The sequence below is a fragment of the Kluyvera sp. 1366 genome, from assembly GCF_054823405.1.
On the sequence record NZ_JBTRDW010000003.1, the window covers coordinates 103,700 to 117,485 of the forward strand.

At 54.2% G+C, this 13,786-nt stretch carries 12 protein-coding genes; 7 read left to right on the forward strand and 5 right to left on the reverse strand.

Annotated elements, in window-relative coordinates:
• Positions 1 to 15 precede the first annotated feature (15 nt).
• Complete coding sequence (gene ahpF / locus ACVLVH_RS07290) at positions 16 to 1,584, reverse strand: alkyl hydroperoxide reductase subunit F (RefSeq protein WP_192411512.1); 1,569 nt, start codon at positions 1,582 to 1,584, stop codon at positions 16 to 18.
• Between the two features lie 67 nt (positions 1,585 to 1,651).
• A complete protein-coding gene (ahpC, locus tag ACVLVH_RS07295; RefSeq protein WP_192411511.1) occupies positions 1,652 to 2,215 on the reverse strand; it encodes an alkyl hydroperoxide reductase subunit C in 564 nt (187 codons plus the stop codon).
• A 226-nt stretch (positions 2,216 to 2,441) separates the two neighbouring features.
• Between ahpC and ACVLVH_RS07300 the strand changes: the two genes are divergently transcribed.
• A complete protein-coding gene (locus ACVLVH_RS07300) occupies positions 2,442 to 2,894 on the forward strand; it encodes a GNAT family N-acetyltransferase (protein ID WP_192411510.1) in 453 nt (150 codons plus the stop codon).
• Here ACVLVH_RS07300 and apbC read toward each other — a convergent pair.
• Positions 2,891 to 4,003, reverse strand: coding sequence for an iron-sulfur cluster carrier protein ApbC (gene apbC, locus ACVLVH_RS07305; RefSeq protein WP_192411509.1), 1,113 nt, complete (start codon positions 4,001 to 4,003; stop codon positions 2,891 to 2,893). The genes ACVLVH_RS07300 and apbC overlap by 4 nt on opposite strands.
• 161 nt (positions 4,004 to 4,164) lie before the next feature.
• Between apbC and metG the strand changes: the two genes are divergently transcribed.
• The 6 genes from metG (at position 4,165) to sanA (ending at position 11,155) form a co-directional block, all read left to right on the forward strand.
• Complete coding sequence (metG, locus tag ACVLVH_RS07310) at positions 4,165 to 6,198, forward strand: methionine--tRNA ligase (protein WP_309833943.1); 2,034 nt, start codon at positions 4,165 to 4,167, stop codon at positions 6,196 to 6,198.
• A 155-nt stretch (positions 6,199 to 6,353) separates the two neighbouring features.
• A complete protein-coding gene (locus tag ACVLVH_RS07315; protein WP_309833941.1) occupies positions 6,354 to 6,737 on the forward strand; it encodes a CidA/LrgA family protein in 384 nt (127 codons plus the stop codon).
• A complete protein-coding gene (locus ACVLVH_RS07320) occupies positions 6,730 to 7,422 on the forward strand; it encodes a CidB/LrgB family autolysis modulator (protein WP_222233708.1) in 693 nt (230 codons plus the stop codon). The genes ACVLVH_RS07315 and ACVLVH_RS07320 overlap by 8 nt, the downstream gene beginning before the upstream one ends.
• Positions 7,423 to 7,546: 124 nt before the next feature.
• Positions 7,547 to 8,443, forward strand: coding sequence for a cytidine deaminase (gene cdd, locus ACVLVH_RS07325; protein ID WP_498949114.1), 897 nt, complete (start codon positions 7,547 to 7,549; stop codon positions 8,441 to 8,443).
• Between the two features lie 160 nt (positions 8,444 to 8,603).
• Positions 8,604 to 10,301, forward strand: coding sequence for an NAD-dependent malic enzyme (locus ACVLVH_RS07330; protein WP_176972365.1), 1,698 nt, complete (start codon positions 8,604 to 8,606; stop codon positions 10,299 to 10,301).
• 134 nt (positions 10,302 to 10,435) lie between these two features.
• The gene (gene sanA, locus ACVLVH_RS07335) at positions 10,436 to 11,155 is read left to right on the forward strand and encodes an outer membrane permeability protein SanA (protein WP_008104952.1); all 720 of its coding nucleotides are present in this window, start codon (positions 10,436 to 10,438) and stop codon (positions 11,153 to 11,155) included.
• Positions 11,156 to 11,218: 63 nt separating this feature from the next.
• Here the strand turns inward: sanA and mglC are convergent, their stop codons facing one another.
• The gene (gene mglC, locus ACVLVH_RS07340; protein WP_007889502.1) at positions 11,219 to 12,229 is read right to left on the reverse strand and encodes a galactose/methyl galactoside ABC transporter permease MglC; all 1,011 of its coding nucleotides are present in this window, start codon (positions 12,227 to 12,229) and stop codon (positions 11,219 to 11,221) included.
• An 18-nt stretch (positions 12,230 to 12,247) separates the two neighbouring features.
• The gene (mglA, locus tag ACVLVH_RS07345) at positions 12,248 to 13,768 is read right to left on the reverse strand and encodes a galactose/methyl galactoside ABC transporter ATP-binding protein MglA (RefSeq protein WP_110866613.1); all 1,521 of its coding nucleotides are present in this window, start codon (positions 13,766 to 13,768) and stop codon (positions 12,248 to 12,250) included.
• Between the last annotated feature and the right edge of the window lie 18 nt (positions 13,769 to 13,786).

The window sequence follows — 13,786 nt, forward strand, 5'->3', positions numbered from 1 at the left end:
TGGCTATCGCAAAACTTATTCAGCCGGTTTGGTGCGAATCAGATAATCAAAGGCGCTGAGTGAGGCTTTCGCGCCTTCACCGCTGGCGATGATGATCTGCTTGTACGGCACCGTGGTGCAGTCGCCTGCGGCAAACACGCCTTTCAGGCTGGTTTCGCACTTGGCATCAATGATGATTTCGCCCATCTTGTTGCGCTCAACCGCACCTTCCAGGAAGGTGGTGTTCGGCAGCAAACCAATCTGCACGAAGATGCCGCTCAGCGCGATTTCGTGGCTGCTCTGATTGTTACGGTCAATGTAGGTCAGGCTGGTAACTTTGCTGCCGTCGCCTTTCACTTCGGTGGTCTGTGCGTTCAGAATCACATCGACGTTTTTCAGGCTGCGCAGTTTGTCCTGCAGCACTTTGTCGGCGCGCATTTCGCTGGCAAATTCCAGCAGCGTCACGTGCTCAACAATACCGGCCAAATCGATTGCCGCTTCCACGCCTGAGTTACCGCCGCCGATCACCGCAGTGCGTTTGCCTTTAAACAGCGGGCCGTCGCAGTGCGGGCAATAGGTTACGCCCTTGGTGCGATACTGCTCTTCGCCCGGTACGCCCATGTTGCGCCAGCGTGCGCCGGTAGCAATGATGATGCTGCGGGATTTTAGTACTGCGCCAGATGCGGTTTCAATTGCGTGCAGACCGCCCTCTTTCGCCGCAGGAATCAGCTTGATGGCGCTCTGGGTATCAATCACATCAACATCGTAATCATCAACGTGGGCACGCAGAGAACCGGCCAGCTTCGCGCCTTCGGTTTTAGGTACGGAGATGTAGTTTTCAATGTCTACGGTATCCAGCACCTGACCACCGAAACGCTCGCCCATCAGGCCAGTACGGATGCCTTTACGTGCCGAGTAGATGGCCGCTGCTGCGCCCGCCGGGCCGCTGCCGACGATCAATACTTCGTAGGCTTCACGTTTGTTCAGCTCTTCCGCCGCGCGCTTGTCGGCGTTGGTGTCCACTTTACCGACGATTTCCGCCAGGCTCAGACGGCCCTGACCGAACTCTTTGCCGTTGAGGAACACCGCCGGCACGCCCATCACGTTGCGCTCGGTGATTTCGTTCTGGAACATACCGCCGTCAATCGCGGTATGGCTGATACGCGGGTTCAGCACCGCCATCAGGTTCAGCGCCTGCACCACGTCAGGACAGTTGTGGCACGACAGGGAATAATAAGTTTCGAAGTGGAAGTCGCCTTCCAAAGCCACAACCTGATCCAGCAGGCTCTGCGCTTCTTTCGAAGGGTGTCCACCGGTTTGCAGCAGGGCTAAAACCAGTGAAGTAAATTCGTGACCCATTGGCGAACCGGCAAAACGCGGACCGCTCTGGCTGCCTGGGTTAGTGATCAGGAAAGAGGGTTTACGCACCGGACGATCGTTCTCTTCGCGGAAGCTGACTTTGTCTGACAAGCCCGCGATATCGGCCAACAGAGAGCGAATCTCTGCCGATTTGGCGCCATCATCCAATGTGGCAATCAACTCAACCGGTTTCGTTAGTTTCTCAAGGTAAGCCTTGAGTTGGGTTTTTAAATTGGTGTCGAGCATAGTGAGTTCCTGTCATGAAAATCGGGTGCCGTAGCACCCGATAGAGAAAGATCGAATGGCAGCTAACTTAGATTTTGCCAACCAGGTCCAGTGATGGAGCCAGCGTTGCTTCGCCTTCTTTCCATTTTGCCGGGCAAACTTCACCTGGGTGAGAAGCAACGTACTGAGCGGCTTTCACTTTACGGATCAGGTCAGATGCGTCACGGCCAATGCCTTCTGCAGTGATTTCGATCGCCTGGATGATGCCTTGCGGGTCAACGATGAAGGTACCGCGGTCTGCCAGACCTTCGTCTTCGCGCATGATTTCGAAGTTACGGGTCAGCGCGCCAGTTGGGTCACCGATCATTGCGTATTTGATTTTCGCGATGGTGTCAGAAGAACCGTGCCAGGCTTTGTGGGTAAAGTGCGTGTCAGTAGAAACAGAGTAGATATCTACACCCAGTTTCTGGAACTCTGCGTGATGGTCTGCAACGTCACCCAGTTCGGTTGGGCATACGAAGGTGAAGTCAGCCGGGTAGAAGAAGAAAACACTCCATTTACCTTCAACGTCTTTCTCGGTGACTTCGATGAATTCGCCGTTTTTGAACGCTGCGTTTTTAAATGGTTTGATCTTGGTATTAATGATGGACATGGTGACCTCCGTTAAAAGATGTGATGCAGGCTACAGAATTTTCGGGCCAACTTCTAATATGCAGACGTTATCAATCAGATAACCAAAAGCTATCAAAGCGCCGACACCTGATTTCATGCGGCTCGCGGAGGCATTCTACACAAAAAGGGCGCGGTTCTGTCAGGCTTTATCTTTTTGCGGTGAAACTGCTAGTTTTATTCAAATACCTAACTGACGGAGCAAATAGGTGCATATACGTTTTTTTGACGAAGCCGATCGGCCCTTTCTGCGCACGCTCTATCTTGCCGCGCGACGCCATAACTGGACGTGGCTGGAGGGCGATGATTGGCAGTTAGAAGATTTCGATGCGGTGATTTTGGGTGAAACCGTGCTGGTCGCTGAACTGGACGGGCATCGCGTGGGGTTTGCGGCGGTGCTGGATAATGACAACTTCCTGCATAGCCTGTACGTCGATCCCGATGCGCAGGGACAAGGCGTAGGCAGCGCGCTGTTAGAAAAAGTGCAGTCGCGATTTAGCTCGACGGGCGCCTTGAAATGCCTGCAACAGAATCAGGTAGCGATGGATTTTTATCTCAAACATGGCTGGCGGCGCGAAGCAGTTGGCGAGAGCGAGCAGGGAAAATATGTGCTGATGCATTTCCCGCTGGCGACCCGCGCCAGCGGAAATGGACGGCGTTAAACGGCGCGGAACGCGATATCGCCAGGGATAATTTCTCCCTGCCAATAGAGCTGCGCTGCAACGCGACCCGCCAGTTGGCGGTAGAGCGCGGTGAAATCACTGTCCGGACGGCGCACCACGGTCGGTTCGCCATCATCCAGATCTTCACGCAGCGTAATGTGCAGCGGCAGCTGGGCCAGCAAACGGGTGCTGTAATCTTCCACCAGCTTCTGCGCACCGCCGGTGCCGAAAATCGGCTCGTGATGTCCGCATTGGCTGCAGATATGCATGCTCATGTTCTCGACCACGCCCAGCACCGGCACGCTCACTTTCTCGAACATCACCATCCCTTTACGCGCATCAATCAAGGCGATGTCCTGCGGCGTGGTGACCACTAACGCGCCGGTCACCGGCACGTTTTGCGCCAGCGTCAGCTGAATATCGCCGGTGCCTGGCGGCATATCGAGGATCAGATAATCGAGATCAGGCCACAGAGTTTCGTTGAGGAGCTGCATCAGGGCTTTGCTGGCCATTGGACCGCGCCACACCATGGCGTTGTCGTCGGTGACCAGATAACCAATCGAATTGGTTGCCAGTCCGTGCGCCATAATCGGTGCCATATGCGTACCATCCGGCGAAGTCGGACGCTGATTTTCGGTGCCGAGCATGTTGGGGATCGACGGACCGTAAATATCCGCATCAAGAATTCCCACGCGCGCCCCTTCGGCGATCAGCGCCAGCGCCATATTCACGGCGGTGCTGGATTTGCCCACGCCACCTTTGCCTGAACTCACGGCGATGATGTTCTTCACACCGGTCGCGCCCGGATGGTTTTTCACCCGCTTCAGCGTGGCGATGTCGTGGCGCAGTCGCCAGTCAATGGCGCTGGCGTCCGTCAGGCGCAGCAGTTCGGCGCTGGTTTGCGCTTTCAGCTCTTCAAAAGCGCTGGCCCACGCGAATGGCATCACCAGTTCGATATGCAGCTTGTCATCCAGCAGCGCGACATGGCGCAGGGCTTTCAGCGTGGTCAGGTTATGTTGCAGCGTCGGATGTTCAAAGTCACTCAACACGCCGATAACCAATGCTCGCAGCGCCTCAGGTGAATGATGTTGCTGGGATTGTGAAGTCATCCCCTCTCCTTGTTTATTCATCACGCCAGATTGCGGCGGTGTCTGTTCAATAATATCAGATAGGCGCTAAAAGTGACGTGGATGTCCAGCTGTGTTTACGCCAGAGGGTGCTTCGGTTAACATCTAACACCGATTTTTCTTCAACGGAACGCTACGCAAACATGACTCAAGTCGCTAAAAAAATTCTGGTAACGTGCGCACTGCCGTACGCAAACGGTTCAATCCATCTCGGTCACATGCTTGAACACATTCAGGCTGACATTTGGGTCCGTTACCAGCGAATGCGTGGCAACCAGGTTCACTTCATCTGTGCAGACGACGCTCACGGCACGCCTATCATGCTGAAAGCTCAGCAGCTTGGCATCGCGCCGGAGCAGATGATCGCGGAGATGAAGCAGGAGCACGAAACGGATTTTGCTGGCTTCAATATCAGCTACGACAACTATCACTCGACGCACGGTGACGAAAACCGTCAACTGTCCGAGCTGATTTATGGTCGCCTGAAAGAGAACGGCTTCATTAAAAACCGCACCATTTCGCAGCTGTACGATCCTGAGAAAGGCATGTTCCTGCCGGACCGTTTCGTGAAAGGCACCTGCCCGAAATGTAAGTCACCGGATCAATATGGCGATAACTGCGAAGTGTGTAGCGCAACCTACAGCCCAACCGAGCTGATCGACCCGAAATCGGTGGTCTCTGGCGCGACGCCGGTGCTGCGCGATTCCGAGCACTTCTTCTTTGATCTGCCCTCTTTCAGCGCGATGCTGCAGGCGTGGACGCGTTCAGGCGCACTGCAAGAGCAGGTGGCTAACAAGATGCAAGAGTGGTTCGAGTCTGGCTTGCAGCAGTGGGATATCTCCCGCGATGCGCCTTACTTCGGCTTCGAAATCCCTGGCGCGCCGGGCAAATACTTCTACGTCTGGCTGGATGCACCAATCGGTTACATGGGTTCATTCAAAAACCTGTGCGACAAACGCGGTGATATCGATTTCGACGAGTTCTGGAAGAAAGATTCCACTACTGAGCTGTATCACTTCATCGGTAAAGACATCGTCTATTTCCACAGCCTGTTCTGGCCAGCGATGCTGGAAGGCAGCAACTTCCGCAAGCCAACCAACCTGTTCGTACACGGTTATGTGACGGTGAACGGCGCGAAGATGTCTAAATCGCGCGGCACCTTTATTAAAGCCAGCACCTGGTTGCAGCATCTGGATGCCGATAGCCTGCGCTATTACTACGCAGCCAAGCTCTCTTCACGCATCGACGACATCGACCTGAATCTGGAAGATTTCGTGCAGCGCGTGAACGCAGACGTGGTGAACAAAGTGGTGAACCTGGCGTCACGTAATGCCGGCTTCCTGACCAAACGCTTTGGCGGCAAACTGGCGAGTGAACTGGCCGATCCCGCGTTGTATCAAACCTTTGTGGCGTCCTCAGAGAAGATTGGCGAAGCCTGGGCCAGCCGCGAATATAACCGCGCGATCCGTGAAATCATGGCGCTGGCCGATCTGGCCAACCGCTATGTCGATGAGCAGGCACCTTGGGTGGTAGCAAAGCAAGAAGGCCGCGATGCCGACCTGCAGGCGATTTGCTCCATGGGCATTAACCTGTTCCGCGTCTTGATGACCTGGCTGAAGCCAGTGCTGCCATCTTTGAGCGAGCGTGCCGAAGCCTTCCTGCAGAGCGAACTGAGCTGGGATGCAATTGCCCAACCGTTGCTGGATCATGAAGTGGCGCCGTTCAAAGCGCTGTATGGCCGTATCGAAATGACCAAAGTCGACGCGCTGATTGAGGCCTCGAAAGAAGATGCGGCGGCGGCGAATAAGCCTGCAGCAACCGGTCCGCTGGCTGATGCGCCGATTGGCGACACCATCACCATTGATGATTTTGCCAAGGTCGATATGCGCGTGGCGCTGATAGAGAAAGCGGAGCTGGTTGAGGGTTCTGACAAGCTGCTGCGTCTGGAGCTGGATTTGGGTGGCGAGAAGCGTCAGATTTTCTCTGGCATTCGCGCTGCGTATCCGGATCCGTCGGTGCTGGTCGGCAAGATGACCATCATCGTCGCCAACCTCGCGCCGCGTAAAATGCGCTTCGGTATTTCCGAAGGTATGGTGCTGTCAGCGGGTCCAGGCGGCAAAGACCTGTTTGTGCTGTCGGTTGATAGCGGCGCAGTACCGGGCATGCCGGTTAAGTAAGCTAACAAGCCGCCTCAGGGCGGCTTTTTTGTACCTGTTGATCCTGCGCATTGTGGGGTCACCATTAATGGCGACCAGGTCAGACAGTATTGTGATCGCTAGCACGCTAATCGCTTAATGCGTATGATAAAGCGCTACGAATACAGGAGTCTGACATGCCTGCCGTTCTCTCTGCTTGTTGGCGCTATGTGCGCGCCTTCGTCATCATCTATGCGGCGCTTTACGCCGGAATGGGGATTTCTGCCCTGCTCCCAATAACCATTCCCGGCAGCATCATTGGCATGCTGCTGCTATTCCTGCTGCTGGGTCTGCAAATCATGCCGGTTGAGTGGGTGAAACCCGGATGCCATTTACTGATTCGCTATATGGCACTGCTGTTTGTGCCGATTAGCGTTGGTGTAATGGGCTATACCGATATCCTCACCGCGCAGTTTGGGCCGATTGTGGTGTCATGCATTGTCAGTACTTTTATAGTGCTGCTGATTGTCGGGCTCAGCGCAGAGCGCCTGCAGCGCCCGCAGGAGAAGCCGAATGAGTGATGCATGGTGGTCGCTGCCGCTGACGATGATCGCCTATTTTCTGGCGCGTAAACTGGCGGCGAAAATCAATATCTCCATCGTTAATCCATTGTTAGTGGCGATGGCGATTGTCATTCCGATTCTGCTGCTGACTCACCTGCCTTACACGCGCTACTTTGCCGGCAGCAGCCTGCTCAATCAGTTGCTGCAACCGGCAGTCGTAGCGCTGGCGTTGCCGCTGTATGAGCAGATGCATCAGATTCGCGCGCGCTGGAAAACCATCATCAGCGTCTGCTTCATCGGCAGCATCACGGCAATGGTATCGGGCACCGCGATTGCGCTGTGGATGGGCGCAACGCCGGAAATCGCCGCCACCATCATGCCGAAATCTGTCACCACTCCAATTGCGATGGCGGTCTCCGCATCGCTGCACGGTATTCCTGCCATAAGCGCCATCTGCGTGCTTATCGCCGGCGTGCTGGGTGCGGTGTTTGGCCATATGCTGCTCAATCTGTTTAAGGTGAAAAACAAATCCTCGCGCGGGTTAGCAATTGGTAACGCATCGCACGCGTTAGGTACCGCGCGCGCAGCCGAGATCGATTATCAGGAAGGCGCGTTCAGCTCCCTTGCGCTGGTGATTTGCGGCATCATCACCTCGTTACTGGCGCCGCTGCTTTTTCCGCTATTAATGCATTGGTGGGGCTAAAACTTGCGAGAGATCTCGCAAAGTTGAAACAACCCAATCAGCTTGCATTGTCAGAGCGACTTGGATCACATATAAAACGTCAGGCGGCGCATCGCCGCTAACGCGTAACTGAGGTCATCCCATCATGCATTCACGATTCCTAACTGCTTTTTCTGCCCTGCCCGCTGCGCTGCAAGCTGCGATTCAGCCGCTGCTGGATGCGCCGGATTTCCATGGCGTATTGCGTCCGCAGGATGTCGCGCAACTGAAACAGCTTACCGGACTGGATGAAGATGCGCTGGCACTGGAACTGCTGCCGCTGGCGGCGAGCTGCGCCGTGGCAACGGTGTCTCACTTCAATGTCGGCGCGATTTCGCGCGGCGTCAGCGGCCACTGGTACTTCGGTGCTAACATGGAGTTTCTGCATACCCCGCTGCAGCAGACGGTGCACGCCGAGCAAAGCGCGATTACGCACGCCTGGCTGCGCGGTGAAGAGAAGCTGGCGGCGATTACCGTCAACTACACGCCGTGCGGACATTGCCGTCAGTTTATGAACGAGCTGAACAGCGGCACAGCGATTCGCATCAGCCTGCCGGGACGTGCGGTTAGCACGCTGGGCGACTACCTGCCGGATGCGTTTGGCCCTGCCGATCTGAACATCACCGAACGTCTGCTGTCGCCGGTCGATCATGGTTTTGTGGTTGCGGGCGATGCATTGCAACAGGCCGCCATTGCCGCCGCCAATCACAGTCACGCGCCTTACAGCCAGAGTTACAGCGGCGTGGCGCTGCGCAGCCAGAGCGGCAAGGTCTTCACCGGTCGCTATGCGGAAAACGCCGCCTTTAACCCCAGCTTGCCGCCGCTGCAGGCTGCACTGATTTTGATGAACATGAGCAACGAAGCGCTGGAGACAATTCAGCAAGCGGTTTTGGCGGAATGTCAGGACAGCACGCTGAGTCAGCTTGACGCGACCCGCGCGACGCTTAAGGCGTTAGGATGTGAGGATTTCTCACTTACTTTAGTTTCGAAAACATCAGTTTAGTGATCCTTTTACCGCTTTTGTGACCTCCTGTTAACAAAAGCTGTACATCTGCAGGAATTTTCATAGGATCGGGCGCCAGAACCTCTTCACTTCAAGATGGACTGGCGTTACCTTTTCCCGGCGATACGTCAGAAAACACTGCAACCGGAGCAAGCACTGCATGGAACTCGACTACGAAAGTAAACGCCCGCTGTATATTCCTTATGCGGGTCCGATCCTGCTGGAATTTCCGCTGTTGAATAAAGGCAGCGCCTTCACCCTCGAAGAACGTAACGAATTTAACCTCAACGGCCTGCTACCGGAAGCGGTAGAAACCATCGAAGAGCAGGCAGAACGTGCCTGGCGCCAGTTCCTGGATTTTAAAAACAACAATGACAAGCATGTCTATCTGCGCAATATCCAGGATACCAATGAAACCCTGTTCTACCGCCTGCTCGACAATCATCTGGAAGAGATGATGCCGATCATCTACACCCCAACGGTCGGCGCGGCCTGTGAACACTTCTCTGAAATCTACCGTCGCGCGCGCGGCGTGTTCATCTCTTATAACAATCGCGACCGCATTGAAGACATGCTGCAGAACGCCACCAAGCAGAATGTCAAAGTTATCGTGGTGACCGATGGCGAACGTATTCTCGGCCTCGGCGATTTGGGTATCGGCGGCATGGGCATCCCAATCGGTAAACTGTCGCTGTATACCGCGTGTGGCGGCATCAGCCCGGCTTACACCCTGCCGGTGGTGCTGGATGTTGGTACCAACAACCAGCAGTTGCTGAACGATCCGCTCTATATGGGCTGGCGTCATCCACGCATTACCGGCGAAGAGTACGAAGAGTTCGTCAATGAGTTCATTCAGGCAGTGAATCGTCGCTGGCCGAACGTGCTGTTGCAGTTCGAAGACTTCGCGCAGAAAAACGCCATGCCGCTGCTGGAGCGCTATCGCGATGAGATCTGCTGCTTCAACGACGATATTCAGGGCACCGCCGCAGTGACCGTCGGTACCCTGATCGCTGCCAGCCGCGCTGCGGGCAGCCGCCTGTGCGAGCAAAAAGTGGTGTTCCTCGGTGCCGGTTCTGCCGGTTGCGGTATCGCCGAACAGATCATCGCGCAGATGAAGTCGGAAGGGTTGAGCGATGATGAAGCACGTGCCCGCGTGATGATGGTCGATCGCTTCGGTTTGCTCACCGACAAGCTGCCGAACCTGCTCAATTTCCAGAGCAAGCTGGTGCAGAAGAGTGACAGCCTGAAAGATTGGGACACCAGCAGCGACTCCATTTCTCTGCTCGACGTGGTACGCAACGCCAAGCCGGATATTCTGATCGGCGTGTCTGGCCAACCTGGCCTGTTCACCGAAGAGATCATTCGCGAGATGCACAAGCACACCAAGCGTCCGATTGTTATGCCGCTGTCGAACCCGACTTCACGCGTTGAAGCGACGCCAGCCGACATCATCGCCTGGACTGACGGCGCCGCGCTGGTTGCCACCGGCAGCCCGTTCTCGCCGGTCACCTGGAAAGGGAAAACCTATCCCATCGCCCAGTGCAATAACTCCTATATCTTCCCTGGCATCGGTTTGGGTGTTATCGCTGCGGGAGCCAGTCGCGTGACGGATTCGATGCTGATGACCGCCAGCCGCGCATTGGCCGACTGCTCGCCGCTGGTTAACGATGGCGAAGGCCCGGTTCTGCCGGAGATCAAAGACATTCAGGGCGTTTCCAAGCTGATTGCCATTGAAGTGGGTAAAGCCGCGCAGCTGGCGGGCGTGGCGGTGGTGACGTCGGAAGATGTGTTGTCGAAAGCCGTCAGCAACAACTTCTGGCTGCCGCAGTATCGTAATTATCGGCGTACTTCGATCTGATAAATCCGTTGCCGGATCATTTAGATCCGGCAACGTTTAAAAAAACGTCAGCCAACGGGCGTTTACTTGCTTCCCCCGCCCGCCTCAAGTAGCCTTTATCCATTCTGAATTCTGCCAACCGAGTGCCCGCGCGCATGATTAAACGCGTTTTCTTTGGTCTGTTTTTCATCATCTTACTGATGGTGGCGACCGCGCTCGGCCTGGATCGCTGGATCAGCTGGAAAACCGCGCCCTTTATATACGAAGATGTCACCTCGTTGCCACATCGTCAGGTCGGCGTGGTCTTGGGCACGGCGAAGTACTACCGCACGGGCGTGATCAATCAGTATTACCTCTATCGCATCCAGGGCGCGTTGAACGCCTATAACAGCGGCAAGGTCAATTACCTGCTGCTGAGCGGTGATAATGCGCAGCAAAGCTATAACGAACCGATGACTATGCGCCGCGATTTGATCAAAGCGGGCGTCGCGCCGTCGGACATCGTGCTGGATTACGCTGGCTTCCGCACGCTGGATTCGATTGTGCGCACGCGTAAAGTGTTCGATACCAACGATTTCATCATCATTACTCAGCGCTTCCACTGCGAGCGAGCGCTGTATATCGCGCAGCATTTGGGCATTCAGGCGCAGTGCTATGCGGTGCCGTCGCCGAAGAATATGTTGTCGGTGCGTTTCCGCGAAGTGGGTGCGCGTTTGGGTGCGCTGGCGGATTTGTATTTGATGAAGCGCGAGCCGCGCTTCCTTGGCCCGTTAGTGCCGATTCCTGCGGTGCATGAAGTGCCGGAAGATGCGCAGAGTTATCCGGCGGTGACGCCGGAGCAGCTTTTGGAGTTGGAAGAGAAACTGCAGAAGTGATGTTTGTTCCCTCACGGTTCCCTCTCCCGCCTGCGGGAGAGGGTTGGGGTGAGGGGAAATCCACTACTTCTTACGTGCGTACTTCAATGAATCCAGCGCCACGGCGAAGATGATAATGCCGCCCTTGATGATGTACTGCCAGTAAGGGTTAACGCCGATGTAGGTCAAACCGTAGTTGATCACGGTGAAGATGATGACACCGGTCACCACGCCCGCCACCGAACCCACGCCCCCGGCAAACGACACGCCGCCGACCACACAAGCCGCAATCGCATCCAGCTCATACATAAAGCCGAGGTTATTGGTGGCGCTGCCGATACGGCCTGCTTCCAGCATCCCGCCGAACGCGTAGAACACGCCAGACAAGGCATACACCAGAATCAGGTTGAACGGCACGTTCACACCAGACACTTTCGCCGCTTCCGGGTTACCACCGATAGCGAAGATATTGCGACCAAAGCGAGTTTTATTCCACAGCACCCAAACAAAGACGATGGCAATCACAGCGTAGAAGGTGATAAACGACAGTTTGAAATCACCAAAACGCAGGAAGCCTTGGGCAAATTTGGAGAAGCCAGGATCGAAACCGGCAATTGGCGATGCACCCACAAAGTCGTAATAGAGCGAGTTGATACCGTAAACGATAATCATGGTGCCCAACGTGGTGATAAATGGCGTTACCTTGAGGTAAGCGATGATCACCCCGTTCACCAGACCAATCACACCGCCGATGATGCACACGGTCAGGATAACCACTGGAATAGGTACGGTATCCAGATGCGGGAACACCTTGTTCGCGTTATCCATCGCCTGCAGCAGCGTGGCTGCCACCACCGCCGCTAAGCCAACCTGGCGACCCGCTGAAAGGTCCGTACCCTGGGTGACAATCAAACCGGCCACGCCGAGTGCGATAATAATACGCACCGAAGATTGGGTCAGAATGTTACTCAGGTTCATTAAACTTAAGAAGGTTGGATCCTGGAAAATAATAATTGCCAGCAGTACAAACAGGACAACGTAAATGCCGCCCTCTTTTAACCAGGTTAGCGCATTCTTTTTAGTAGTCGCTTTCATGTTAAAGCCCTTGCTTCATTAAAGGTGTAATGACGCTAAACGCAGGATTTCATTCTGCGAGGTCGTTTTGGTATCAACAATGCCTGCTACCTGGCCATTACTCATCACTAAAATACGATCGGTAATACCCAACAGCTCTGGCATTTCAGAAGAGATAATAATGATGCCCTTCTCTTTCTTCGCCAACTCGGCAATAAGTTGGTAGATTTCGAATTTCGCGCCCACATCAATCCCGCGCGTCGGTTCATCAAGCATCAATATTTCCGGCTGCGTTAATAACCAGCGACCAATAATCACTTTTTGTTGGTTACCACCGGAAAGCGAACCAATTTGCGTATGATGACCCGGCGTTTTCACGCGCATCGAATCAATGACCCATTGGGTATCGCTTTTCATGCGTTTATTATCGAGCAGCCCCATGCTGGATTTATACTTTTTAATATTGGAGATAAGCGAGTTAAAGCCTATATCCAGATACGCATAAATACCGGTGGAGCGACGCTCTTCCGTCACCAGCGCAAAGCCGTGGTTAATGGCTTCGTTGGCGCTGTGGTTATTAATACTCTTGCCGTGCAGCTTAATCGTACCGCCTGACTTCTCGCGAATGCCAAACAGGGTTTCGACGATGTCGGTACGCTTAGCGCCCACCAAACCGGCAATACCAAGAATTTCACCTTTACGCAGATCGAACGAGATATCACGTATCGATGGCTGACGCAGTGAGGTTAAATGGCGCACCTCAAGAATGGTTTCCCCCGGCACGTTTGTTTTATCCGGGAAGCGCTGGTTCAATGAACGGCCAACCATCATCGAGATGATTTTGTCCATGTCCAGACCTTCAAGCGGCTGGGTGGCGATCCACTGTCCGTCACGCAAAATGGTGATCTCATCACACAGCTGGAATATCTCTTCCATCTTGTGCGAGATATACACAATGCCGCAGCCACGATCTTTCAGCTTACGAATAATCGTGAACAAGTGGTTCACTTCTTTTTCGGTCAGCGATGATGTCGGCTCATCCATAATGACGATTTTGGCATCATAGGAGAAGGCTTTGGCGATTTCGATCATCTGCATCTGCGACACCGATAAGGTGGCGACTTTATCGCGCGGATCGATATCAATATCTAATTCATCAAAGATCGCTTTGGTATCGCGATACATTTTATCCTGATCGACAAACACGCCTTTACGTGGATAACGGCCAAGCCACATGTTATCCATGACGTTGCGTTGCAGAACCAGGTTTAATTCCTGATGCACCATGGAAACGCCATTTTCCAGCGCCTCTTTGGAGCTCTTATAATCAATTTCCTCACCCTGAAACAGGATGCTCCCCGTATCCTTTTTATAAATCCCAAACAGACATTTTAATAATGTAGATTTCCCGGCGCCGTTTTCGCCCATTAATGCATGAACAGAGTGCGGCCGCACTTTTAAATTCACATTATCTAAGGCTTTAACTCCTGGAAATGATTTCGAGACATTCGTCATCTCCAGCAGATATTCACGCTGTGTGGTCGGATTCTCACTGGCCATAATTTACCTGGCTAAATA